At 64.7% G+C, this 24,287-nt stretch carries 18 protein-coding genes; 6 read left to right on the plus strand and 12 right to left on the minus strand.

All coding sequences use genetic code 11. The annotated features are described in order from the left end of the window. Nucleotides 1–3: 3 nt before the first annotated feature. Genes ASE85_RS12695 through ASE85_RS12715 form a run of 5 tightly spaced genes read right to left on the minus strand, consistent with a single transcriptional unit; the run spans nt 4 to nt 6,331 of the window. Nucleotides 4–1,608 carry an MFS transporter gene (locus ASE85_RS12695; RefSeq protein ID WP_056688823.1) on the minus strand — a complete coding sequence of 535 codons (1,605 nt, stop codon included), beginning with the start codon at nt 1,606–1,608 and terminating at the stop codon, nt 4–6. Next, entirely contained in the window at nt 1,605–2,660 is a 1,056-nt protein-coding gene (locus ASE85_RS12700; RefSeq protein WP_056688826.1) for an amidohydrolase family protein, read from the minus strand. The genes ASE85_RS12695 and ASE85_RS12700 overlap by 4 nt, the downstream gene beginning before the upstream one ends. A gap of 3 nt (nt 2,661–2,663) precedes the next feature. Next, a complete protein-coding gene (locus ASE85_RS12705) occupies nt 2,664–4,091 on the minus strand; it encodes an NAD-dependent succinate-semialdehyde dehydrogenase (protein ID WP_056688829.1) in 1,428 nt (475 codons plus the stop codon). Nucleotides 4,092–4,096: 5 nt separating this feature from the next. After that, a complete protein-coding gene (locus tag ASE85_RS12710; protein ID WP_235523520.1) occupies nt 4,097–4,870 on the minus strand; it encodes a nuclear transport factor 2 family protein in 774 nt (257 codons plus the stop codon). 30 nt (nt 4,871–4,900) lie between these two features. Further along, the gene (locus ASE85_RS12715; protein WP_056688832.1) at nt 4,901–6,331 is read right to left on the minus strand and encodes an MFS transporter; all 1,431 of its coding nucleotides are present in this window, start codon (nt 6,329–6,331) and stop codon (nt 4,901–4,903) included. Nucleotides 6,332–6,464: 133 nt separating this feature from the next. On the opposite strand from ASE85_RS12715, the gene ASE85_RS12720 reads away from it, so the two are divergent. Beyond that, a complete protein-coding gene (locus tag ASE85_RS12720; RefSeq protein ID WP_056688835.1) occupies nt 6,465–7,367 on the plus strand; it encodes an SDR family NAD(P)-dependent oxidoreductase in 903 nt (300 codons plus the stop codon). Between the two features lie 53 nt (nt 7,368–7,420). Here ASE85_RS12720 and ASE85_RS12725 read toward each other — a convergent pair whose 3' ends face one another. From ASE85_RS12725 to ASE85_RS12750, 6 genes are all read right to left on the minus strand, one after another. Then, nucleotides 7,421–7,996 carry a hypothetical protein gene (locus ASE85_RS12725; protein WP_056688837.1) on the minus strand — a complete coding sequence of 192 codons (576 nt, stop codon included), beginning with the start codon at nt 7,994–7,996 and terminating at the stop codon, nt 7,421–7,423. A gap of 142 nt (nt 7,997–8,138) precedes the next feature. Next, nucleotides 8,139–9,524, minus strand: coding sequence for a sensor histidine kinase (locus ASE85_RS12730; RefSeq protein WP_056688840.1), 1,386 nt, complete (start codon nt 9,522–9,524; stop codon nt 8,139–8,141). A 2-nt stretch (nt 9,525–9,526) separates the two neighbouring features. Further along, nucleotides 9,527–10,210 carry a winged helix-turn-helix domain-containing protein gene (locus tag ASE85_RS12735; RefSeq protein WP_056688843.1) on the minus strand — a complete coding sequence of 228 codons (684 nt, stop codon included), beginning with the start codon at nt 10,208–10,210 and terminating at the stop codon, nt 9,527–9,529. A gap of 8 nt (nt 10,211–10,218) precedes the next feature. Continuing rightward, nucleotides 10,219–12,810, minus strand: a complete 2,592-nt coding sequence (gene mprF / locus ASE85_RS12740) for a bifunctional lysylphosphatidylglycerol flippase/synthetase MprF (protein WP_056688846.1) — start codon at nt 12,808–12,810, stop codon at nt 10,219–10,221. Beyond that, complete coding sequence (locus tag ASE85_RS12745) at nt 12,807–13,538, minus strand: AcvB/VirJ family lysyl-phosphatidylglycerol hydrolase (RefSeq protein ID WP_056688849.1); 732 nt, start codon at nt 13,536–13,538, stop codon at nt 12,807–12,809. Before ASE85_RS12745 ends, mprF begins: the two co-directional genes overlap by 4 nt. Next, nucleotides 13,535–16,912 carry a glycosyltransferase gene (locus tag ASE85_RS12750; protein ID WP_056688851.1) on the minus strand — a complete coding sequence of 1,126 codons (3,378 nt, stop codon included), beginning with the start codon at nt 16,910–16,912 and terminating at the stop codon, nt 13,535–13,537. The genes ASE85_RS12745 and ASE85_RS12750 overlap by 4 nt, the downstream gene beginning before the upstream one ends. Nucleotides 16,913–17,175: 263 nt before the next feature. Here ASE85_RS12750 and ASE85_RS12755 point away from each other — a divergent pair, with 263 nt between their 5' ends. Together ASE85_RS12755 and ASE85_RS12760 are read left to right on the plus strand one after the other, a co-directional pair. Then, nucleotides 17,176–17,496, plus strand: a complete 321-nt coding sequence (locus ASE85_RS12755) for a hypothetical protein (protein WP_056688852.1) — start codon at nt 17,176–17,178, stop codon at nt 17,494–17,496. 26 nt (nt 17,497–17,522) lie between these two features. Next, on the plus strand, nt 17,523–18,419 hold the full coding sequence (locus ASE85_RS12760; RefSeq protein WP_056688855.1) for a pirin family protein: 897 nt from the start codon (nt 17,523–17,525) through the stop codon (nt 18,417–18,419). Between the two features lie 20 nt (nt 18,420–18,439). Here the strand turns inward: ASE85_RS12760 and ASE85_RS12765 are convergent, their stop codons facing one another. Then, on the minus strand, nt 18,440–19,981 hold the full coding sequence (locus tag ASE85_RS12765) for a vWA domain-containing protein (protein ID WP_056688858.1): 1,542 nt from the start codon (nt 19,979–19,981) through the stop codon (nt 18,440–18,442). A gap of 254 nt (nt 19,982–20,235) precedes the next feature. Here ASE85_RS12765 and ASE85_RS12770 point away from each other — a divergent pair, with 254 nt between their 5' ends. The 3 genes from ASE85_RS12770 to ASE85_RS12780 are packed head-to-tail and all read left to right on the plus strand — an operon-like array spanning nt 20,236 to nt 24,127. Beyond that, complete coding sequence (locus tag ASE85_RS12770; protein ID WP_056688859.1) at nt 20,236–21,828, plus strand: DUF4153 domain-containing protein; 1,593 nt, start codon at nt 20,236–20,238, stop codon at nt 21,826–21,828. After that, nucleotides 21,825–22,550 carry a response regulator transcription factor gene (locus ASE85_RS12775; RefSeq protein ID WP_235523521.1) on the plus strand — a complete coding sequence of 242 codons (726 nt, stop codon included), beginning with the start codon at nt 21,825–21,827 and terminating at the stop codon, nt 22,548–22,550. The genes ASE85_RS12770 and ASE85_RS12775 overlap by 4 nt, the downstream gene beginning before the upstream one ends. After that, nucleotides 22,547–24,127, plus strand: coding sequence for a sensor histidine kinase (locus tag ASE85_RS12780; protein WP_056688868.1), 1,581 nt, complete (start codon nt 22,547–22,549; stop codon nt 24,125–24,127). The genes ASE85_RS12775 and ASE85_RS12780 overlap by 4 nt, the downstream gene beginning before the upstream one ends. Nucleotides 24,128–24,287: the final 160 nt, after the last annotated feature.

A 24,287-nucleotide genomic window follows, 5' to 3' on the forward strand; every position in this document is an offset into this window, starting at 1 on the left:
CCGTCAGATCGCTTCCCCCGCCGCCCGCGCGCGCGGCAGCAGGCCGGCATGGTCGCGCTCCACCCGCCACAGCAGGATCAGCAACAGCAGCACCAATGGCGGCGCCACCCAGTTGATCGACAGGATCGCGCCGGCCAGATCGCCGCCACGCGCGTCGCTGATCATGCCCACCGCATAGGGACCAATCCCTAACCCAAAGATGGTCGATACGACGATATAGAGGCTGGCGGTCAGGCCGCGCATGCGCGGCAGCACCTGTTCGAACAGCACCGCATAAAGTGGTGGCATCCACATGGTCAGGATCAGGCTGTAGAGGGTGAAGCGCATATAGAAGCCGCTGGCATCCCCCGCGCGATAGACCCACAGCGCGATCAGCGGCGACAGGCCCATGGCGAACAGCGCCACCCAGATGCGGCGCGACAGGCGATGCGCGCCGATCCGGTCGGACAATGGCCCTGCCAGCAGCGGCCCGGCCACACCCAGCGCAGCGGACAGCAGGCCGAACTGCATGCCCGTGTCGGCGGGTGAGAGGCCATAGCTTTTCATCAGGAAGGAGGGCGTGAAGCCCATCACGCCATAGTTGATGACGCCCTGGAGCGATCCCGCCGCGATGCAGAGCAGCAGCGAGGGATTGCGCGTGATGAGCGCGAAGGCGACGGGGTCGCGGCCTTTGAGATTCTGCATCAGGTTGATGATCACGAAGGCGCCAAAGCCGATGACGCTCCACTGCACGACATGCGGGCTGATCGCGATGCCGCCCAGCATCAGCGGTGGGCGCGGCGAGAAAGCCTCGGCCCAGCGGATCGCCAGCGTCATGGCAATGACGATCAGCGCCAGCGAAGCGATATTGCGCAGCCAGTCGCGCCTGCTGGCCCGTGCCTGGGCGAGGCTGAGCCAATGGAATCCCGGCGTCACGGCGCACAGCACGGACAGGCTGGCGCGGAAAGGGTGGGGATCGGGTGGAGTGGGGATGCCATCCATCGCGCCGCGCGCCGGCTCGGCAAGGCGGCTCATGAGAAAGGCGATAAGGAAGCCGGGCGTAGCGGCCACGGCGAAAGCGAACTGCCAGCCCTTCAGGCCCAGTGGTGCTCCGCCCGCTACATAGCGCGCATCCCACCATTGCGCCGCGACGCCGCCGATGATCAGCGACCCGCCAAGGCCGATGGCGATCGCGGCGGCCATCACCGCCATCACCATGCCGCGCTTTTCCCGCGGGAAATAGTCATAGGTCAGGCTGGTGCCGGCGGGCTGCGACGCCGCCTCGCCTATGCCCACGCACAGGCGCGAGAGCATCAGCGTGAAGAAGCCCGTGGCAAAGGCCGCGCCGCCGGTGGCGAGCGACCAGAAGCCGATGGTGATGGCGAGCAGCTTCGTCCTGACCCAGCCGTCCGCCAGCCGCCCCAACGGCAGCGAGAACAAAGCGTAGAACAGGGCGAAGACAGTGCCGTAGAGCAGCCCCATTTCCGCGTCACCGATCTTCAGATCCGCCTTGATCGCCGGGGCCAGGATGGCGAGGATATTACGGTCGAGCAGGCTGACGAGGTTCGTGCCCGCGACCAGCGCGAGCGCATAATAAGCGGTGCTACGGGGCGGGATCGTCCGGCTCACAGGCGGAACACGCGCTCGGCGTTCGTCTGCATCAGCTTGCGCCTGGCGGCGTCGGACATGTCCAGCAGGTCATGCGTCCGCACCTCGTCCGCCACATATTGATAGGGATAGTCCATCGCATACATGACCCGATCCTCCCCCAGCACGGATTGCGCGAATGTGATCGCCGGCGCCCATGCCATGCCGCTGGTGGTAACGCAGATGTTCGATCGCATATAGTCATGGATCGACTTTTGCAGCGGTTTCATCCGTTCATAGCGCTGCGATCGCACGCCGGCCTGGTGCATGTAATCGAGCCGATAGAGCCAGTAGGGCAAAGCTTCCCCCATATGGCCGACGATAATCTGCAAATCGGGATAGCGATCGAAAATACCGATGGTGATGAGGCGGAGCAGGTGCATGCCCGTCTCCACGCCAAAGCCGAAGATCGCGCCGTCCAGCCCCGCCTCCAGCATCGGCCCGATCATCGCGTCGGGCGGGGTCGACGGGTGGATGTAGAGCGGCTGGCCGGTATCGGCGAGCGCGCGGAAGATCGGGTCGAATTTCGGATCGTCCAGATATTCGCCCTGGCTATGGCTGTTGACCATCACCCCCTTGAACCCCAGGTCGTCCGCGCCGCGCCGGATTTCGGCGGCGGACCAGTCCGGGTCCAGCGGCGCGATGGAGGTCATGCCGACGAAGCGGGTAGGATGGGCGGCGCAACGATCGGCCAGATGATCGTTGGCGCGACCCACCATCGCCTTCGCCTCCGCAATGTCCAGCAAGGGTTGCACCCCCGGCGATGTCAGCGACAGGATTGCGACATCGATGCCTGTCGCATCCATGTCCGCCAGCCGCTGATCGCCCAGGTCGAGCAGCCGGTCGATGATCTGGGTCGCGCGCTCCGACGGCGATTGACCGTAAAAGCCCCAAAGCGACACCATGCCCCGGTCCGCTGTGCCGTCGCGCACCATGCGCAGATAGGCGTCGATCTGCTCGCCCGTGGCAAAGGCTTCTTCGGTGGCGATGCGCAAATAGCCGCGATCGCCGCCTGTCTTGAGTTCATGCGTCATCGCTTATCCTTCATGCACGGCTTTGGTGACGAGGCAGGCGTCGATCCCTTCCGGCCCGTCCTCTGCGCCATGACCAGACCATTTGACCCCGCCAAATGGGGAATCCGATCCGCCGATCATGGATGTATTGATGCCGACCATGCCGGCTTCGATATCGCGCGCCACCCGGCGCTGTCGTGCGGCGTCGCTGGTCCAGGCATAGGCGGCCAGCCCATAGGGCAGGCGATTGGCCTCCGCGATCATCGCGTCTTCATCGGGGTAAGCATTGATGAGCGCGACCGGGCCGAACGGTTCCTCGTTCATGATGTCGGCATAGAGCGGCGCACCCGACAGCACGGTGGGCGCGTAGAAATAGCCCTCCTTGCCGATCCGCCCGCCGCCGGTTTCCAGCGTCGCGCCCTTTGCCACGGCATCACCGATCAGCCTGTCCATCGCGTCCAGCCGCCGGGCGTTGGCCATCGGTCCCATGATGCTGCCGGGGACCGATCCGTCACCCACCACGACCTTCTGCGCGCGATCGACAAAGCCGGCGAGAAAGCGATCATGCACGCCCGCTTCCACGATGAAGCGGGTCGGGGACACGCATACCTGCCCCGCATTGCGATATTTGCCCGCCACCACCGTATCGAGCGCCTTGTCGATATCGGCGTCGGCAAACACCAGCACCGGGCCATGTCCGCCCAGTTCCATCGTCGTGCGCTTGCAATCCTCCGCCGCCAGCTTGGCCAGATGCTTGCCTACACTGGTGGAGCCGGTGAAGCTCATCTTGCGGATGATGGGGGAGCTGAGCAGATGCCGCGATACTTCATCGGGCACGCCGAACACGGCCTGCGCCACATCGCCGGGCAGACCGGCATCGAGCAGGCATTGCAATATGGCGAGCGCGCTCGCCGGCGTTTCTTCCGCCGCCTTCAATATCACGGAACAGCCTGCCGCGATCGGCGCGCCCAGCTTGCGACCGGGATTGCCCAGCGGAAAGTTCCAGGGGGCAAAGGCCGCGACCGGGCCGACCGGCTCCTTCGTCACCGTCGATCGCTGGCCGGCCGGGCGGACGAGCGCGCGCCCGTAGAGGCGAAACACCTCCCCGGCATAGAAGTTGAACAGGCCGACATTCATCATCACTTCGATGCGCGCTTCGGCCAGCGTCTTGCCCTGTTCCAGTGTCGCGATCCGGGCAAGGTCTTCCTGCCGTTCGACCATCAGCCGCGCGGCACCTTGCAGCACGGCGGCGCGCTCCTGCGGAGTGGAGTCGCGCCAGCGGCGAAAGCCTCGCTGTGCCGCCGCCAGCGCGGCGTCCAGGTCGGCTGCATCGGCCAGCGGCAAGTCGGCCAGCGCCGCGCCGGTGGCGGGGTTGACGACCTTATGGATGCGCCGCCCGCCGCCCGACAGCCGCTGGCCGTCGATCATCAGGTAAAGATCGGGATAGGCCATGGCGCTCAGGCGCTCACCGCTTCGCGCGCCACCGTCTCGCGGTCGATATCGCCCTGCCAGCGTTCGGCGACGATTTCCTTCCCCGTCACCGGATGCGGCATGTGGAATGGCACCAGCTTGTGTGTCGGCCACAGCCAGTGATCGGTGATCAGCGCGTCCGGCCCGGTCGGGTCTTCGGGATAGGTGATCTTGGGGAAGGGCACATACTCCGCCGGCGTGTTGGCCCAGCCCTGGTCGAAATCGGCATGCCATTGCGGCATGTAATTCAGGATCTGGATGCGCCAGATGCCGTCGACTTTCTTGTAGGTGTTCTCGTAAATGCCGCCTTCCCACCACTGGCGCGCGCCCAGCATCGGGTTCGACGGATCGGTATAATCCTTGTGTCGGCCGGCCTGCATCATCGACCGGGCGCGGGCATAAGCGGTGACGCCGTCGGCATCGATGTCGACGATATCCTGCAATTGCGGATGGTCGAGCAGGAAGCCGTCGATCGGCCCGTTGGTGCCATGGGTGAAGCGCTTCTGGAAGCGTTCGACATAGAGGCGGCGGATGCCGGCCTGCCCGCGCCATACCCCACCGAAGAAGCGCACTTCGCCATCCTCGGTGAACAGGTCTGCCGTCTCGTTATACAGGCATTTGTCGATCAGATAGCCGTAGAGATGCTGGAGCTTGCGGACGTCCAGTTCATCCTCCCGCCGTTGCAGGCGCGTGGCCAAATCGGAAACGGTCTTTTCCAGATGCGCGATGCGGTCGGCTTCGGACATGGCGGTATCGGACATGAATCTCTCTCCTATCATTGTATGTAATACTTACGAATTGGATGCCTCAGCGGCCAGCCGCTCCACTTCTTCCCGATAGGGACGGATCGCGCGGATCATGCAAAGGGTCGCGATCGGCAGCAGCACGCCGGCGGTCATCACCAGCGACTTCCAGAGCTGGCTGGGGTCGCCGACGATATAGTCCTGCACCAGCCCGACCAGGAAGCTGCCCATCGCCCCGAAGAAGGTGAACATGAACAGGTAGATGGCGGTCACCTGTCCGCGCATCGCATTCGGGGCGACGCGCTGGATCGCGGCATTCTGTGGCACCGCGCCGGCTATGCCGAACATCGCGCCGATGCTGGCGACGCCGAGCGACGCATAGCCATTGGGCATCAGCGGGGCGAGGATGGCGCAGATGGTGACGCAGCCGAAGAAGATGGCGGCGGCGCGCACATTGGCGTCGGCATGGCGCTTAGCCAGCCACTCTACGAAAATGCCGCCCAGCAGCAGCCCGGTCAGCGACGCCGCCAGCGTCATCGTGCCCATCACCGCGCCGATCTGCGCCTCGCTCCATCCATAAGTGCGGATCATGAAAGGGACGCGCCAGAATTGCAGGCCGAACACCTCGATCGCACTCAGTGCCAATCCGGCGAACAGCGGATAATAGACGCGGCGCTTGGCATGGATCGCTTTGGCGGCATCAAGCCCGGTGAAGGTCAGGATGCGGCGGCCCAACGACGCATCTGTCGGCGGCATGATCGTACCTGCCGGCGGCGCCTGGCGCGGCGGTTCCTTGACTGTCAGGAACAGCAGGCCAACGAACAGCGCGGGCAGGCCCAGCCAGATCATCAGCCATTGCCAGCCCAATATGGTGAGGCCCCCATGCTGGGTCGGCGGCCATCCCACGGCATGGGCGATCAACATCCCGCCGATCACGGGACCAAGCGTCGTGCCGCCGATGAAGCCGAATTGAAGCAAGGCAAAGGCGCGGGTCAAGATGCGCGGCGGGAAGGCGTCGGCCAGCAGCGAATAGGAGGAAGGCGCATGGGCCGATCCTCCTGCCGCCAGAAATACGCGGGTACCGACGAACTGGCCGAAACCCTGCGCGATGCCGCCGAGCGAGGTGATGATGCCCAGCGCCGCGCAACCGCCTGCCAGCACGAACTTGCGTGGGAATATGTCGGCGAGGCGCGCCAACGGGATACCGACGAACAGATAGCAGATGATGCTGGCCGGGCCGGCCAGGAAGCCGAGCTGCGAGTCGGACAGGCCGAAATTGGCCTTGATCCGCTCCGCCAGCATGGCGAACACCACCTGCTCGAAAAAGGTGACGAAGGTCGCCAGGATGATGACGAACAACGCCCAATAGGCCGCTGCCGTGGAATAAGGCGGGCGGGGGGACGCGGTGGCATCGGGCGATGCGGCATCGCGTTCGTCCCATATGGTATCGGTCGCAATCGGTGCGGGCGCCAGGGCCATTGACCTTCTCCTCTCCATCTCTCCCTTTATTCACAGGGATGAAATTTCGGCTTGGCGAATTTGTAAGTGAACTATACGATTATGGCGAGCGAAAAATGCACATATGATGCAAAGAACATTGTAGGAGAATGGGATGCTGGACTTTGCGGGACGCACCGCCTTCGTAACTGGCGGCGCCAATGGCATCGGCCTTGGGCTGGTACGCGCTTTGCTGGCGCAGGGATGCAAGGTGGCGATCGCCGATATTCGCGAGGATGCACTGGCGGCCGCGCTCAAGACGCTCGACAATCAAAGCGTTTTACCTGTCCAACTCGATGTCGCATCGCGCACCGGCTTTGCCGACGCGGCCGACCGGGCGGAGGCGGCTTTGGGACCGGTCAGCCTGCTCTTCAACAATGCCGGTATCAACCTGTTCCAGACGATCGACGAATCCAGCTATGATGACTGGGACTGGGTGATGGGCGTCAATCTGCATGGCGTCATCAACGGGGTGATGACTTTCGCGCCACGCATGAAGGCGCTGGGGCAGGGCGGCCATATCGTCAATACAGCGTCCATGGCGAGCTTCCTGTGCGGCGGTGCGCCCGGCATCTACAACACCACCAAATTCGCGGTGCGTGGGATGAGCGAATCCCTGCGCTACAGCCTGTCGCCGCACGGCATCGGCGTATCGGTACTTTGCCCCGGACTGGTGAAGAGCCATATCTACGCCAGCGACGAAGTCCGGCCGGCGGCGCTCAGCGGCGGCGCGAAGCCGGTGGACAGTGCCGCCGTCGGCCGACTGGAACAACTGCACCAATTTGGCATGGAGCCGGACGTCATTGCAGCGCGCACGCTCGAAGCCGTGCGGGAGAACCGCTTTCATATCTTCCCCCATCCCGAATTTCGCGACGAACTGGCGACGGTGTTTGACGAAATACTGGCCGACTTCCGGGACTATCCGCAGGATGCCGGCTTCGACCAGCGGGTCGGGTTCGAAAAGATGCGCCGTGACGGTTACGCCAAGGCCCGGCACGAGGCGCGCGAACGCGCCTGACCCTCTGCTTTCTGCATTCTGAAGTCGGCCGTTCTACCCGACTTCAGAAGGCTTCAATGCGCGAACAGGTCGCCCTGCCGGGGTGGGGCGGCCGTGCGGCGCGGCGTGGCCGGCACACCGACCAGCACGCGCGCCCGGCCGATCAAGGTGTAGACGGCCTGACGCTGTGCGCCGCGATTGAGATGATCGACACGATAGCCCTGATAATGGCGCTTGAGCAGTCCGGCCTTGACCAGTTCGGTGACGGCGCGGCTGAGGTTGGTCTTGCCGGACGCGCGCACACGGCCCCGGACTTCTTCCTGCACCAGCGCTTCGTCGGCAATGGCGTCACCGGACAGGCGCTGCCCATTGCGCAATTCATCGCGTACCCGCTCGACCAGCGCCATGCGACGCGGATCGCGATGGCCCATCGGTGTCAGCGCATCGCACAGCCAGTCGCGCAGGGGGATGAGGCCTTCGCCAACCCGAACCTCCGGCCCGGCGCTGCCGTCCGGGCGGGCCACATCGGCAATCAGAGTCAGAAGCATGAAGGCGTAGCGCGGTCGTGAGCAGCAATGGGATAGCTGATCCAGCAACAACGACAAATCGCTGCCACCGGGGATGCGGGAGGAGACGGACGCATGAAACATATCGTGAATCAAGCATAGTCTCATCATCTTGTGAATCCCGTTTTTCCGCCGAGTCGCATTTTGTCGTCCGTGACACTTTGCCCTCCGGTAAAGTGTCATGTCCGGCACTTTACCGGAGGGGGCGTCGGGAGGGGCAGCGATGTCAGGACAAGGAGGAGGGGGACGATCCGGCTTCACATGCGGGCAAGGTCAGCATGACCCGCAAGCCCGGTCCTGCATCGCCCAGCGTCAACGTCCCGCCGTGCATATGGGCGACGGCGGCGGCGAGCGACAGGCCCAGCCCTGCACCACTGATATGGCGGGATGCGTCCAGCCGGGCGAAACGGCGCAATGCCTCGATCCGCCGTTCCTCGGCAATGCCGGGTCCATTGTCCGCCACGGAAACCTCGATCATGTCGCCGGACCGTCGTGTCGACAGCCAAATGCGATCGCCGCCATATTTGAGCGCATTGTCGATCAGGTTCGACAAGACCTGACCGAATATCTCGCGATGCGACCGGATATGCAGGCCGGGTGCCGCATCGACGCTGATGGTCACGCCCTTGTCCTCTGCCAGGGCGTCATACATGTCCTGGAAATCCTGAAGCAGTGCGGCCACATCGACGGCCACGAAGCTGTCCCGACCGATACCCGCCTCCGCCCGGCTGATCAGGAGGGCAGCGTCCAGCATGCGCAGCAGCGTGTCGCCTTCCTCCTGCGCCTTTTCCAGCGCCGCGATCGACTCTTCGTCCCGGCTCTGGCGGACCGCATTGTCCAGCACGGCCCGCATTCGGGTCAGCGGCGACCGCAGGTCATGGGCCAGCCCGTCCGTCACCAGCCGCATCTCGTCCACCAGAGCGGTGATCCGCTCCAGCATGGCGTTGATCTCTTCGCCCAGCGCATCGAACATGTCGCCGCTGCCGGACAGGATGATTCGACGCTTCATGTCGCCGGTGCCAACCGCTGCGGCGGTGTCTATCACCGATCGCAACCGTCCCCGGATGATGGCCGCGGAGAAGAAGGCTGCGCCTGCCGCCAGCGGTATGGCGAGCAGCACCGCGCCGAGCAGTGCGGCCTCCAGATAGCCGCCAAAGCGCAGGTCATTCTCCACGACATGACCGGTCAGCAGCCGTGTGCCATCCGGGAACCGGGTGCTGACGATGCCGATGCTCTGGGGATCGCGCTCCTTCTGGCCGATGCGCAGCAGGTCGAGTTGCTGCCAGCTTTCCGCCGGGCCGATTGCGGATGGCCATGCGGGGATATTCCCCGCGATGCGCTGGCCATCGGGGCCGATCAGCAGCATGACCGAACTGCCGTCCGGGTCGGCGGTCATGCGGCTGCGCACGGTGGCGCCGGCTGCCTGCAACCCCGCCGCCGCATAGGTGGCCGCAATATCGTCGCGCAGGTTGACGGCCACCGCGCGGCTCGCTTCCTCCACCGAATTGCTGGTGAACTGGTGCACCGCCCACAGCGCGAGCAGCACGCAGGCGATCTGCATCAGGAAGACGAGCGCGGCGAACCGCCAGATGACGCTTTGCCGCCAGCGCATCGTCAACCCTGTTCGCTCAGGCGATAGCCCGCGCCGCGAATGGTGTGGATCAACGGGCTTTCGCCTTCCTCATCCACCTTGCGCCGCAGGCGGCTGATATGCACGTCGATGACATTGGTACCGGGATCGAAATGATAGTCCCATACGCCTTCCAGCAACATGGTGCGGGTGACGACTTCGCCCTGATGGCGCAGCAGATAATCGAGCAGGCGGAATTCGCGCGGTTGCAGGTCGATGGCGCGCGCGCCGCGCTTCACCTTGCGGGACAGAAGGTCGACCTCAAGGTCGCCGCAGGACAGGCGTGTTTCAGGTGCCTGCCCGCCGCCGCGGCGCAGGATGATCCGCAGCCGCGCCAGCAATTCGGCAAAGGCGAAGGGCTTGGCCAGATAATCGTCCGACCCGCCGTTCAGGCCCCTGACCCGTTCATCGGCGGTTGCCAGTGCCGACAGGATGATGACCGGCGTGTCGATGCCTGCCGCCCGCAACGCCGCCAGCACGGCCATGCCGTCCATCCCCGGCAGCATGCGATCCAGGATGATCGCATCATGCGCGGCCTCGGTCGCCAGGAACAGGCCGTCGCGCCCATTGTCGGCGCGGTCGACGGTAAAGCCCTCCTCGACCAGCCCCTTGGCTATATAATCGGCGGTGGTGGCATCATCCTCGACCAGCAGCACCTTGTAGCTCATGACTGTCCTCATTTCCCGGCCTCCCGCATCCGGGTGGCCATGCTGCCTCGCCCGCCGCCGATCAGCCGCTGGAGGTCCACCATCGCCCGCGCCAGAGAAAGCCCCTGTGGCCCGGCAATGAAGCGCGGTTCCCAGATCGGCGCGAACTTCGCCTTATAGGCACGCAATCCGCCAAAGCCATAGAAGGCGTCGCCATGGCGGTAGAGGAAGGCTCCCGCCTTGACCCAGAGCGGGGACAGGCGGCGTGCCTCCAGCCCGGACAGGGGCGCAAGGCCGAGCGTGAACCAGCGATAGCCTTGCGACTGGCCCCAGAGCAGCAGGCTGGTGAAGATGAAGTCCATCACGCCGGGCGGGGCGACGGCGCTGTGGCGCATCAGGTCGACGGACAGTTCCTGTCCATCGACTGTCGCCCAGATATTGGCGAAGGCGACGATTGCCCCATGGCAGCGCACGACTGCACAATCGAATCTTGTCATATAGCTGTCCTCGAAGCGGCCGACGCTGAAGCTTTTCTCGGTCGCGCCCTTGGCCTTCAGCCAGTCGTCGGACACGGCCCGCAATTGGGGCAGCAGCGTCGGCACATCTGCGGCCGGGACGATATCGAAACTGGCGCCGTCGCGGGCAGTGCGGCGGAGGGCATGGCGCAGCGGGCGGGCCTGCGACCCGTCCAGCGTGAAGGCATCAAGGTCGATTCGCGCCTCCTCCCCATATTTGACGATCGACAGGCCGAGGTCGACGGCCAGAGGCAGGGATGCAAGGCTCAGTTGATAGAGAAGCAATCGCCCTTGCGCGGCATCGGCCCGCTCGCGCATCCGCCACAACAGGTCGCCCCACTCCGCCGGATCACCGACCGGATCGCCCATGACGATCCAGCTATGCCCCTGCACCTGATACATCAGGAAGGCACGGCCGGATGGAGAGGTGAGGAAACGCTTGTCTCCGGTCAGCGCCAGGCAGGCATCGGTGCGGCAGGCCAGGGCGAGCGCGGCGTCACCGGGCGGGCCGCAGGATGGGTCATCGCCGCGATCGGCGGCCGGGCGCAACAGCCCCATGATCGCCGCACCGACCATCACCACGCCGGCCGCCAGCGCCCCGCGCAGAAAGCGGGAGGCATCCTGATGCCGGCCGAACTGCCACCACAGGTCGCTCTGATAATCGACATGGCGATAGGCGATGAAGCCGATCCAGATCGACAGACCGATGGCGACGCCCAGCGTGGCGATCCATCCCGGTGTCAGTATCGCCGACGTCAGGCTGGTGCGACGATAGAAGGCCGCGTGGCTCCATTGCAGCAACGCAGCGATGACAAGGAGGATGATCGCCTCCTCATAATCCAGCCCCTTGGCAAGCGAGAAGAGCGCGCCCGCAACCAGCAGCAGGCGGGTCATCCAGAACGCGCCGTCCAGTCGTCGATAGAGGCCAGACGCCAGGAGGATCAGCACGGCGCCGATCATGCTGGCGGCCAGATGGGATGCTTCGACGAAGGGCATGGGGATGATGCCGGCCACGGCGTGCAATCGGTCCGGGACGGCCGGCAGCGAGCCGGAGATGAGCAGGATGGTGCCACCCACCGCCACCAGCGTAGCGAACATGGTGGGGGCGATCGCGCGCGTCAGTGTCTGTGCGCCATTCACGGCCCGTAGCACCGGTCGGCGCCAGGCATGGCCTTCATGCGCGGCAATCAGGATGACGGCGACGAACAGCGGGACGAGATAATAGAGAATGCGGTAGGCGATGAGCGCTGCGATGAGCACCGGCTGGTCGACATGGGGCAGGGTGGCGACCATGACCCCTTCGAATATGCCGATGCCGCCTGGCACATGGCTGATCAGCGCGGCGATGATCGCCAGCGCATAGCCCAGGAAGAAGACGGGATAGAGAGCGGGCGACAGGTGAGGAACGAGGACGAACAGCGCTGCGCTGGCAAAGGCCAGGTCGATGCAGGCGATGCCGATCTGCGCCAGCGCCTGTGACCGGCTGGGCAGCGTCAGGGTCCAGCCGAACAGGGTGATGGGGCGAGCCGCCGGGCCGAGCGCGGCCAGCAGCAGGATGGCGGCGGCAAGCAGCGTGGTGCCCGCGATGCGCTGTGCGGCTGGATCAAACGTGACGCCGCCCAGCGCGATGGCCGTGGGATGGAGTGTCATGGCCAGCGCAGCGAGGGTGAATACGCCGCCCCAGAATGCGAAGCTGGCGGACGCGATGATGCGTGCGACATCGCCCGGCCCCAGGCCCGCCGCGCCATAGATGCGCAGCCGCGCCGACCCGCCGGTCACGATCGCGAGGCCCAGATTGTGGCTGAGCGTATAGCTGCAAAAGGACGCCAGCGCCGCCGTGCGCCAGCCGATCGTACTGCCGATGATGCGCAGCGCCAGGTGATCATAGAGGGTGAGCGCCAGATAGCTGAGACCCGTCAGCAATGCGCAGGCAGCTATGGCGGCGGGCGGAATGGCATGGAAAGCAGCGCGGACATCATGCCAGTGTATTTCGGTGAAGGCATGGTCGAGCGCCACGAAGGCAAGCACCGCCACCAGCAACAGCAGTGCAAACCCCGGCAAGTGCCGATGCCGGCTGGCAGCGCCAGTGAGCGCGAGGCTGCTCATCGACCGGCGTCGGGCCAGCCGACGGCGCGTCCGATCCCCTGCAACAAAGCGGCGCTGACGGCATCGGCGTCATGGTGCAGCGGGTGGCCGCCGGGTAGTTCCAGCCGGGTGACATTGGGCTGGCGCAGCGCCGGGCAGAGGCTTTCCACCTCATCCGCGCCATGAATGCACAGCAGGGGCGTCCAACTGAGCCGCCGGGCCGCCGTGACTGCGTCCTCGGCCGGTTCGTTGAAGGAAAAGATTTCGGAGGGAGAGGCGCGCCATTGCCGGGTCGCGCCGGGCACGATCAGGCCGATGAAGGCGATCCGCCTGCGCAATTCCGTCGGGACATAGGGAAGCGAGGGCGCGATCACATCCGCGCCAAAGGATTGGCCGAGCAACAGCAGCCGGGCATCCGGGTCAAGGGCGATGGCACGGCGCAGCCCGTCCGCGATCATCGCGCCGACCTCCTCTGGCGTGCGGCGGGTGCGGAAGAAATGCAGGCTGTTTTCAGCCACGACGGGAATGCCTTGGCGTGTCAGCCGTGCGGCGACGTCTGGTCCCAGCCCGGCATGGAAACCCATGTCGCCGGACAAATAGAGCGCCACCGCGCGCGGCTGATGCTGGCGGGGGACCGTCTTGGCCGGCAGCGTGTCGAACAGCGCGCCATTGCCGATATAGCCGATATACCAGAGTGCCATCAGCAGGGCGCCAGCCAAACCGGCGAAGGCTGCGGTCGACCGGCTCATGTCGCATGGCTCCGGGCAGTGCTCGCGCCATGCGGTACGTCGGTCGACTGTACGCGCCCGCTGCGCTCCAGCTTGCCCCAGCCGACCCAGGGGCCAAGGATGGCCGTGCCCACGGCGCGAATGACGACGCTGTACATGATCTGCCGGTAGATGAATCGCTGCGCCACCAGCAGCAGGGCGGGATAGCGTTTCTCGCGTGGCTCCAGCCGATAGGCGACCGCGCCGCAAGCGATGTCGATCGCGGTGAAGGCGATCCAGTAGAGCGCCATGCGCAGCACGTCGCTTTGCGTCTGCGCCCAGCCATGCTGGTGGACGCGCAGCGCGGTATCGAGCGCGCTGACGACCAGCGCCAGATCGATGATGGGCGACACCATCGCGAAGGCGATCTGGAACAGCCAGGCTTGCGGCAGGCCGACCCAGGCAAGGCCGGCCGGCTTGCCTTCCCGCCAGATGCCGCGATGCTTCCACAGGCATTGCAGCGTGCCAAAGGCCCAGCGGAAACGCTGTTTGGACAGGGCACGGAAGCTTTCCGGCGCCTCGGTCCAGGCGACGGCTTCCGTGTCATAAGCGATGCGCCAGCCGGCGCGCTGCACCGCGATGGTCAGATCCTGATCCTCGGCCAACGTATCGAGCGGATAACCGCCCACCGCGTCAAGGGCCGCCCGCCGCCACGCACCGACCGCGCCCGGTACCACGGTGATTGCGCCAAAGCGGGCGAGCGCGCGGCGCTCCAGATTTTGCGCCGTTACATATTCCACCGCCTGCCAGCGGGTGACGAGGTTGATGCGGTTGCCGACCATCGCGTTACCGGCGACGGCACCAACCGCCGGATCGGCGAACCAGCGGGCGAGCCGGGCGATGGTCAGCGGCTCGAACTGGGTATCGGCGTCGAGCGCGACGATAATGGGCGCGCGCGCCAGGTCCAGCGCGCGATTGAGCGCGGCCGCCTTGCCGGCATTGGCCAGGGTCAGCAACTGCACACGGCTATCGCCAGCGAAGGCATCGGCGACGATGCGGCTGGTGCCGTCGGTCGATCCGTCATCGACTACGATCACCTCCAGCCCGACCTGATCGCTGGACAATACCCGACGCACGGATGCCTCGATCACCTTGGCTTCGTTGAAAGCGGGGATGATGACCGACACGAACAGGTCCGGCTCGATCGCGGGCGGCGCGATGCGATTGCGCGGCAGGCGGCTGCCCAGCGCAAGTCCCGCCAGCATCAGGGCGCGGCCGATGCCGAACAGGATGACTGCGAAGAACAGCCATTTGAGTGTCACCGCAATGGCCGCGAGGATCAGGAAGATGGCGACGTCGATCCGCACGGCGGTCAGGTCCGCGCCGCGCACCGCCGGCATCACCTGCGCCGGTGTCAGCCCGGCCAGCGTCGATACCGGCACGAAGCGATAGCCACGCGCCTTCAATGCTCCGATGATGCGCGGCAGGGCCGCCACCGTCTGCGCCCGATCGCCGCCGCTGTCATGCAGCAGGATGATCTGGGCCGAACGATCCGCACCGCCGGCCTCCACCTGGGCGATGGTGCGTGCGACGATGGCCTCGGTCCCTGGCCGCGTCCAGTCGCCCGGATCGACATGCAGGCCGACGTTGAGATAGCCCGCCTGTTGCGCTTCCAGCGCCGGTCCGATCTCGTCCGCCGTGGTCGGTTCCGCATCGCCGAAATAGGGCGCCCGGAACAGACGCATGGCATGACCGGTATAGGCCTCGACCAGCCGCTGCGTGCTGTTGAGTTCCAGCGACACGCCTCTGTCCCACACCTGCGCCAGATTGGGGTGGGTATAGCTGTGATTGCCGATCTCGCTACCCTGCGCCACGATCTGGCGCAGCAGGCCGGGATGCATCATCGCATTTTCGCCGATGACGAAGAAGGTCGCCGGCACATGCGCCTTGCGCAGGATATTCAGGATCGGCGGGGTCCACACCGGGTCGGGGCCATCGTCGAAGGTCAGCGCCACCGCATGCGGGCGATAACCGGTGCGGCGGATGACATAGGGGGTGGGCAGGCTGACGAAATGTTCGTCGGTGATGAGTCCGGCGGTGCGGCCCGATCCCATGGCGATCGTGCGACGGCCGATGGTGGGCACATCGTCGATCCGCAAAATCTCTCCATTGCCCTCGACATCGACCGAATTGAAGCTGGTCAGCTTACCCATCGCTGCGGGCGGCGTCATGTCACGCTGCCTGAGTGCGGACCAGAAGCCGGGATCTTCAGACCCAAGCCGCCACAGCGCGATGCCCCCGGTGCCGGTCATATGCGCGGCGCGAATCTGGTTCCAGGCACTTGCGGCATCCAGCATCCAGACATGATGAACCCGTCCGTCCTGCTGATAGTCGAAACTGGCATTGCCCGATGCCGGGTCGAAACGAATAGGCGCGCCGCTGTCATGCGCGGACAGCCAGGCATCTTCGATCGAGAGCGTGTCTGCGCTGGCCGCGCCATCGGTCCAGTCATAGGCATAGTTGCCGATGGCGACGATCGTCTTGGCGGCCGGCACGACCGTCAGCGCGGCACGCAGCCGCTGCACGAACCAGGGCTGGGCGGCGATCGGACCGGCCTTGTCGCCGATATAATGTTGGTCATAATCCATCAGGAACAGCCGGTCGGCCACATGCCCATAGCGCGAGAGATCCCAGCTTTTGTCGTCCACCGGCACGGTCAGAGTCAGCCGCAGATGCTGGTCGCGCAGCGCCGGCGCGGCCTGTCGCAGGAAGGACAGATAGTCGCGTTGCGCCGCCGCCGGCAGCGCCTCGAAATCGAAGACGACGCCGGCAGCGTGCAGCGCCTTCAGCGATGGCAGGAGCTGATTGAGGAATGTCGTGCGGGCGTGGCGATCATGCAGCAGGGTGGCGGTACCCTGGCCATCCCATGCGTCATTGGCGACATTCTGCACGACCGGGAAAATCTTGGGACGGCGATGGGCGGCGTGCAGGATAGCCGCGAAATTACTGTCGTTCGTCAACTGCAACCGGTGTGCGGGGCCAGTGACGGACAGGAGGGCGGGGGCGATCCAGTCGATATGGTTCACATGTTGCCGCAGCGCGGCGCGGCTGGCATCGTCCCATGGCACGTAGAAGGCGGCGGTAACCGGATGAGCGGCAGCGGCAGAACCGCCATGTGGCAGCCAGTGGGCAAAGGACGCGCGCAGGTTGGCGCTGAGATGGCCCAGCTTCTGGCCGATGCCCTCGGCGCGCGGCCGTTCCATGCGCAGCGGCACGGCCGGCGGGATGGGGACATCCACGATCGTGATGGCGAAGGCGACCGCTGCCAGCATGATAGCGAACAGCATCATGAAGAGCGCGGGCAGGGTGAAGCGGCGGCGGCGCCCGCTGGCGTCGTAGAAGATCGGCCTGTGCATCGTCCATCCGTGCGGTTGGAGAGGCGGCGCAACAGGGGCGAGCCGCCTCTCACTTCACGGTCGAGGAAAATGACCGTAACCGTGGATAGTATGGGTCACCATTCGCAGGCATGAGCGCATGATTACAGTTTCGTCATGAATGTTTCTCGCTGGCTCCTGCAAAAATCATTCAACTTTATCGAATGAAGTGTCCGATTTTATCGGGATGATCGCGAAAGATCCTATCGGCTATCAGGTTGCACAGCCGAACAGGAGTTTTCGTCATGCTGACCATCGCCACACCGCGCCTCAACGCTGCCGAATGGCAGCATGTCCAGGCGACGCTGAGCGCCGTTGCCGATTGCGGTTGCGGTGAACCGACCGCTGCCGGATCGCTGCGGTCGCGCATCGGTCATGCGGTCGATGTCCTGGTCGGCCCGAAAAAGGCGGCACCCGCGCCGCTCCCCGCCCGTCTTCATCCGGTGCGCGATTTCCTCTGCGAAACCGGCCGCACCCGTCAACTGGCTGAACGCCATGTGCCGACCCTCGCCGCGCAGGGCTTTTCCCGCGCCCAGATCGAAGCGCTGGCGCTGCTCGGCGCCTGACTCATTCCCCCGAAAGGAACCGCCCCATGTCCATCCGCTCGTCCGATATCGACGCTGTCGACACGATCATCCTGCCGCCGGTCCGTGATCTGGGCGACGGTTTTACAGTCCGTCGCGCACTGCCTTCGGCGCACCGCCGCATGGTCGGTCCCTTCATCTTCTTCGACCAGATGGGGGAGGCAGTCTTCAATAGCGGCGAAGGGCTGGATGTCCGCCCGCACCCGCATATCGGCCTCGCTACCGTCACCTATCTGCTGGAAGGCGAGATACTGCATCGCGACTCCGTCGGGTCGGTTCAGTCGATCCGGCCGGGCGAGGTCAACTGGATGACCGCAGGCAGCGGCATCGTCCATAGCGAGCGTACGTCGGATGAAAATCGCGCCAAGGGCGGCAAGCTGTTCGGTCTCCAGACCTGGGTGGCGCTGCCGACCCGCTATGAGGAGGTCGATCCCGGCTTTTCCCATCACAAGGCGCAGGAAATCCCGACGATCGAGGATGCGGGTACGCGCCTGACGCTGATTGCCGGCAGTTCCGATGGGCTGGTTTCGCCGGTCAAGACTTTCTCAGACATGGTCTATGCCGATATCGCCTTGCAGGATGGCGCGCGCTATCAGGTGAAGGCCGAGCATATCGAGCGTGCCATCTACGTGGTGGCGGGCGAGATCGAGGTGATCGGCCAGACCGGCGGCTTTGCGACCGGCGAACTGGTGGTGTTCAAGCCCGGCGCTGAGATCGTGCTGCGGGCCAAGGGTGGCGCGCGGCTGATGCTGCTGGGTGGCGAACCGCTGCCGGAAAAGCGCAACATCTACTGGAACTTCGTTTCCTCCTCGGCGGAACGGATCGAGCAGGCCAAGGCCGACTGGCAGGCGCAGCGCTTCGCCAAAGTGCCGGACGAGAGCGAGTTCATCCCGCTCCCGACCTGACTTGCTCAAGGGCGCGGGGGTCAGTCCCCCGCGTCCCCATTCCAGCCCGCTCGGCGCCCCGATGCCGCCAGACTGGCCAGTTGCACAAATTCCTGCCGCCAATAATCGGCCTGAGGGCCAGCCAGTCGGACGATATCGGCATAGTCGAAGCTGTCCAGCTTGGTGTCGCCGCGCAGCTTCTGACCAAAGGCGGCGACCGCCACGGCAAAGGCCATGTCGCCCTTCGGCCGGCGGGCAGTGGCGATCAGGCTGGCGGGGACAGGACGCTCGATCAGCCGACTCGTCTCGCCCTCCGGTAATTTGTAGCGCAGGCGGACGGTGGCCAGTTCGCTGGCATCGCTCGCTGAAAGGGATGATGGATTGAGCGCATATTTGCGCGGTCCGGCCCAGCCCGCTTCCCCTGTCGGCACGACCTCATAAAGCGCGGTCACCTGATGGCCGGCGCCGATCTCCCCCGCGTCGACACGATCATCGGCGAAATCTTCCTCGGCGAGTGCGCGATTTTCATAGCCGATCAGCCGATATTGGCTGACCGCTGCCGGATTGAACTCCACCTGCACCTTCACATCCTTTGCGATTGTGAAGAGGGTGGAGGACAGTTCCTCGCCCAGAACCTTTCGCGCCTCCATGGCGCTGTCGATATAGGCGTGGTTGCCGTTGCCCAGATCCGCCACGGCCTCCATCATCGCATCATTATAATTGCCCTGACCAAAGCCCAGCGTGGTGAGGCTGATGCCGTCTTCCCGGTTCTGCTTCACCATATCCTCCAGCGCCTGCTGGTCGGACAGGCCTACGTTGAAGTCGCCGTCCGTCGCCATCACGATACGGTTGATGCCGCCCGATATCCGGTGCGCGCGCGCAAGTTCATAGGCCATGGCCAGCGCCGGCCCGCCTGCCGTCGCGCCTTCGGCGTCCAGCCCGTCCAGCGCCGCCTTGATCTCATCCGGGTCATGGCTGCCCTCGACCAATGTTTCGACCCAGCCGGCATAGGTGATGATCGACACGCTGTCGTCGGGGCGCAGCGTGTCGGCCAATATCGACAATGCCTGCTTCACCAGCGGCAGTTTGTCGGCATCCTGCATGGATCCCGACACATCGACCATGAAGACCAGATTGGCCGGTGGCCGCTGTGACTGGGAAATATCATAGCCGCGCAGGCCGATGCGCAACAGTCGCGTGTGCGGATTCCAGGGTGTCGTCGCCATGTCGCTCGTTATGCTGAACGGCGCGCCACGATCGTCGGGTAGGGGATAATCGTAGCGGAAATAGTTGATCATCTCCTCGGTCCGCACCGCGTCGGCCGGAACGGCCTGCCCCCCGAGCAGCATGCGCCGCACATTGGCATAGGCGCCCGTGTCCACATCGACTGCGAAGGTCGAGACCGGGTCGTTCGCGACCTGGTGGATCGGGTTGACCGGATGGCCGTCATAAAGTTCCGCGCCGGCGGGCGGGACGGCGCTGCCGATCGCTTCATTAGAGGCATAGCCGCTGGGTGGCTGGCTGCATCCGGCAAGGAGCAGGCCGGGAAGAAGGGTGAGAGCAATGGCCGAGCGCGTGTGCATGCTGGTTTCTCCACTGTTGTAGTAGAGAGAAAATAGAAGCGATGAAGCGATGCTGGCAAGCGACGAATGGTGAGTGACAATCCTTACTCAAGACGCGCGTCAGCAGGCAACCATGGCTTTTCCGCAGAATTGCGCGGGTTGTGATCGGCCCTGCACATCGTCTGCATCAAGGCTGCGCCAACTATTGATCGACACCACCCCCTGATCTGCTTGGGCGTGCCGCATCTTGCCTCGATATTCAGGGAGACAAGATCATGCGTGCCTCTGCCCTGCGCCTCACCGCGCGGTTCCAATGGAAACTGCTACCGGCCCTGCTGGTCGTCGCGCTTGGCGACTGGCTCTTCTATCAGCGCCAGCTTCATGGCGGCTATTTCGGCCTGTTCACGCTGGCGGTGCTGGGCGCGCTGTTGATCGGGCGTCCGGTTGTGCGGCACGATCCGCGCGCCTGGCTGGCTCTGGGGATGGCGACGCTGTTCAGTGGCGCGCTGATGTACGATGCGAGCTTGCTCGCCTGGGTGCTATTCTGGATCGCGGTGGCAATGGCATCACTGCTACCGGCAACGGCGCGTTTCGATGATGGCTGGCGCTGGTTCCAGCGTCTGGTCCTGCACGGGCTGCGCGCGCCCCTCGTGCCGCTCTTCGATCTCAAACGCCTGTTCAAGGTTCGCGCGGCCGGTCGATCGGGCCGCTACAGCGTCCGGGCGACCCTTGGCACATTCGCCCTCCCCATGATTGGCAGCGCCGTGATCCTCAGCCTGTTCGCGGCGGCCAATCCCTTGATCGAGCGTTTCTTCAACGCGATCATGCTGCCGGAACTGTCCAACTCGTTGTTCATACGCGGCGCTTTCTGGGGTCTTATCTTCATCAGTATCTGGAGCCTGCTGCGGCCGCGCCTGGCCCGGCATCTGTTGCCGACCGTCGACCGGCGCGATGATCTGGCCCTGCCGGGCGTGTCGGTCGCCTCGATCACGCTCTCCCTGATCGTCTTCAACCTGATCTTCGCGGCGCAGAATCTGATGGACGCCGCCTGGCTTTGGGGCTGGGCGCCGATGCCTGAGGGCATGACCATGGCCGATTATGCCCATCGCGGCGCCTATCCGCTGATCGCGACGGCGCTGCTGGCGGCGCTGTTCGTGCTGGTGACGCTGCGTCCCGGATCGGACACGGCGCGCATGCCGGCGATCCGCCGGCTGGTGCTTCTCTGGATCGCGCAGAATATCATCCTCGTCGCCTCCTCCATGCTGCGCACGGTCGATTATATCGAGGCCTATTCGCTGACATGGCTGCGTATCGCGGCGCTGATCTGGATGGCGTTGGTCGGCTTCGGCCTCGCGACCATCTGCTGGCGGCTGTTGCGCAACCACACGGCCGCCTGGCTCATCAACATAAATTTGGCGGCGGTGGGGCTGGTGTTGGCGGTGGTCAGCCTTGTCGATCTGGGGGCGACCGCTGCCCAATGGAATGTCCGCCACGCCCGCGAGGTTGGCGGCCGGGGCGTTGCTCTTGATCTCTGCTATCTCGACGGTCTCGGCGATTCGGCGCTCTTGCCCTTGCTCGAACTGGAACAGCACCCAAACCTGGCCCCGGTGTTTCGCGAGCGGGTACAGGCAGTGCTGGCGCGTCGTCTCTATGAACTGGCGGCCGGCCAGCAGCGCGGCTGGACTTTGCTCGGGCAAAGGCGGCTGACAGACGCCCAACGGATAATGGCGGAACGTGCGCCGGTGGGACTGACGCCGGGAGCGCGCGGTTGCAATGGCGCGTTGATCCCGCCGCCACCACCGCCCCCTCGAACCGACAATGACGAATCCAAGGTGCTTCCCGCGTTGACAGGAGAGATCGGGAAATGATCATGTATCCCATGCCCAGCACCATCCTGATCGTCGATGACGATCCCCATATCCGCCAGTTGCTTGTCTTCGCCTTCGGCAAGGCGGGGCTGGACACGATTGAGGCCGCCGATGGGGAGGAAGCGCTGACGCAGGTTGAGCGGCAAAGGCCGGACCTTGTCATCCTCGACATCAACATGCCGCGCATGGACGGGCTGGAAGTCTGCCGCCGTTTGCGGGCGCAGGACGATGTGCCGATCTTCTTCCTTTCGTCACGCGACGACGAACTCGACCGGGTGCTCGGCATAGAATTGGGTGGCGACGATTATGTCGTGAAACCCTTCTCTCCGCGCGAAGTGGTAGCGCGGTCGATGGCGATCCTGCGCCGCACTGCTGCCAAGCCACCGGCAATCGAGAATGTCGGTATCATGCGCCACGGCCTGCTCAGCCTCGACACGGAAAGCTGGTCAGCGCATTGGCGGCAGACGAACGTCACCCTGACGGTAACGGAGTTCACCATATTGCGGACCTTGCTGGCGATGCCCGCGCGCATTTTCTCCCGTGACCAGATCATTGACCGCTTCCGGGGGCCGGGTTTCGCGCTGACCGACCGTACCGTCGACAGCCATGTCCGCAACCTGCGCCGCAAATTTGCCGAAGTGGGCGGCGTCGACCTGATCGAGACACGGGCCGGGATCGGTTATCGTCTGGGCGCATGCAGCGGGATGGCGCCGCCTGCATGATCGCCACGGCAAAGGCATGGATCGCCCGTTATTGGCCGGTGCTGCGGTTGCGCACGGTCCTCCTGGGAACGTTGCTTTTCGTGGCGGCGCTACCGGGGCTTGGGGCGATTTTCCTGCGGGTCTATGAAAATGCGCTGGTCCGCCGGACCGAAGCGGAATTGGTGGCGCAGGGGGCAGCCTTGGCTGCGAGCGCAGCCGTGGTGGCGAGCGACACCGTTGCGCCGGATGCCGGGCCGACGGCTGCTGTCCGATATCATGATCGGATGACGGAGGTAGACCTGCGTGCGTCGCCGATCCTGCCACCGCGTCCGCCAGCGTTGCAGACGGACGAACATCCGGATGGTCTGGCGGTCGGGATCGCGCGCCGAATGATGCCTGCCTTTCAGGAAACCAAACTCACCACCCTTTCCTCCATCCTGATATTGGATCGGCAGGGGCTGGTGCTGAACGGTCGGGAAGGCGGCAGAAGCCTCGCGGCCCTGCCGGAGATCAAGGCGGCGCTGGCTGGCAGGGCGGTGACGGTGCTGCGGCGGAACGAAGGCTATATTGCGCCTTATCCGCTGACGTGGTTGAGCCGGGCCGGCTACATAAGGCTGCATCATGCGCGGCCGATCCGCGTCGATGGGCAGGTCGTTGCGGTACTGCTGCTGTCTCGTTCGCCCCGCGCGCTGTTCCTTGGCCTCTATGAAGACAAGGGCAAGATCATGCTGGGTGTGGTGACGATCTTCCTGCTGCTGCTGTTCCTTTCCGCGATATTGTCCCGAGCGATCGTGCGGCCGATAGAAGGTCTGAGCCGGGCGACCCGCAGCCTTGCTTCGGGTCGCCGTGTCGTACCGCGGCACCCTTCGTTGCAGGTGGTGGAAATCCGGACCCTCTTCGAAAATTTCGAGCAGATGGCCGACAGTATCGAGAAGCGGTCGCGCTATCTGCGCGACTTTGCCTCTTCGGTCAGCCATGAATTCAAGACGCCGCTGGCCGCCATTTCCGGTGCGATCGAACTGCTACAGGATCACGGCACGGACATGGATTCTGCGGACCGGGCGCGGTTCCTCGCCAATATGGCGGCAGATGCGGAACGACTGTCGCGGCTTGTGCGACGCTTGATGGAACTTGCTCGGGCCGATGTGTTGGTGGGGGAGCAGGATGCCCAAACGGAAACGGGCCCGCTCCTGGCCGCCATGGCCGACGCGCTTGGCGGGCGCGAGTTCACCATCATTGTGGCCATGCCGGATCAGGCCCCGATGGCGGCCATTGATCCCGGCGCGTTGGAAGCGGTGCTGACGATACTTGCCGACAACGCACGGCAGGCAGGCGCCACGCAAATGACGATCGCCCTGACGGTAGAAGATGACCTTGCCTGCTTCGATCTGGTTGATGATGGTCCAGGCATTCCAGAGGGGGATCGGGAAAAAATCTTCGATCCCTTCTTCACCAGCAAGCGGGAGCAGGGAGGGACGGGTCTTGGCCTGGCGATCGCCCGTTCCTTGCTGGAAGCCTATCGTGGCGAGCTTTCCTTTCTGGCCTCGACCCAGGGAACGCATTTCCGTCTTCTATGCCCGATCGCGATGCGTCGTTGAGCAGGACGACATATTTTTGAAAAACGGTGTTGACCGAATCGCGGTGTGGCCATAGAGGGCATTTCACCGGACGGGACGGTGCCACTGCGGCGCTGGACTGGATGGTCGCCAACATAGACGGACACTGTTCCCCCGGACGCAAGGAAGGGGTTGGATGGTT

The sequence above is a fragment of the Sphingobium sp. Leaf26 genome, assembly GCF_001421665.1.
Classification (GTDB): domain Bacteria; phylum Pseudomonadota; class Alphaproteobacteria; order Sphingomonadales; family Sphingomonadaceae; genus Sphingobium.

What these genes read in the sequence shown, in the direction of transcription:
- ASE85_RS12735 (WP_056688843.1), bottom strand. Translation starts at nt 10,210, where the DNA reads ATGAGCTACAAGGTGCTGCTGGTCGAGGATGATGCCACCACCGCCGAT.
- ASE85_RS12780 (WP_056688868.1), top strand. Translation starts at nt 22,547, where the DNA reads ATGATCGCCACGGCAAAGGCATGGATCGCCCGTTATTGGCCGGTGCTG.
- ASE85_RS12710 (WP_235523520.1), bottom strand. Translation starts at nt 4,870, where the DNA reads ATGTCCGATACCGCCATGTCCGAAGCCGACCGCATCGCGCATCTGGAA.
- ASE85_RS12760 (WP_056688855.1), top strand. Translation starts at nt 17,523, where the DNA reads ATGTCCATCCGCTCGTCCGATATCGACGCTGTCGACACGATCATCCTG.
- ASE85_RS12700 (WP_056688826.1), bottom strand. Translation starts at nt 2,660, where the DNA reads ATGACGCATGAACTCAAGACAGGCGGCGATCGCGGCTATTTGCGCATC.
- ASE85_RS12770 (WP_056688859.1), top strand. Translation starts at nt 20,236, where the DNA reads ATGCGTGCCTCTGCCCTGCGCCTCACCGCGCGGTTCCAATGGAAACTG.
- ASE85_RS12730 (WP_056688840.1), bottom strand. Translation starts at nt 9,524, where the DNA reads ATGCGCTGGCGGCAAAGCGTCATCTGGCGGTTCGCCGCGCTCGTCTTC.
- ASE85_RS12755 (WP_056688852.1), top strand. Translation starts at nt 17,176, where the DNA reads ATGCTGACCATCGCCACACCGCGCCTCAACGCTGCCGAATGGCAGCAT.
- mprF (WP_056688846.1), bottom strand. Translation starts at nt 12,810, where the DNA reads ATGAGCAGCCTCGCGCTCACTGGCGCTGCCAGCCGGCATCGGCACTTG.
- ASE85_RS12705 (WP_056688829.1), bottom strand. Translation starts at nt 4,091, where the DNA reads ATGGCCTATCCCGATCTTTACCTGATGATCGACGGCCAGCGGCTGTCG.
- ASE85_RS12775 (WP_235523521.1), top strand. Translation starts at nt 21,825, where the DNA reads ATGATCATGTATCCCATGCCCAGCACCATCCTGATCGTCGATGACGAT.
- ASE85_RS12750 (WP_056688851.1), bottom strand. Translation starts at nt 16,912, where the DNA reads ATGCACAGGCCGATCTTCTACGACGCCAGCGGGCGCCGCCGCCGCTTC.
- ASE85_RS12725 (WP_056688837.1), bottom strand. Translation starts at nt 7,996, where the DNA reads ATGTTTCATGCGTCCGTCTCCTCCCGCATCCCCGGTGGCAGCGATTTG.
- ASE85_RS12715 (WP_056688832.1), bottom strand. Translation starts at nt 6,331, where the DNA reads ATGGCCCTGGCGCCCGCACCGATTGCGACCGATACCATATGGGACGAA.
- ASE85_RS12745 (WP_056688849.1), bottom strand. Translation starts at nt 13,538, where the DNA reads ATGAGCCGGTCGACCGCAGCCTTCGCCGGTTTGGCTGGCGCCCTGCTG.
- ASE85_RS12720 (WP_056688835.1), top strand. Translation starts at nt 6,465, where the DNA reads ATGCTGGACTTTGCGGGACGCACCGCCTTCGTAACTGGCGGCGCCAAT.
- ASE85_RS12765 (WP_056688858.1), bottom strand. Translation starts at nt 19,981, where the DNA reads ATGCACACGCGCTCGGCCATTGCTCTCACCCTTCTTCCCGGCCTGCTC.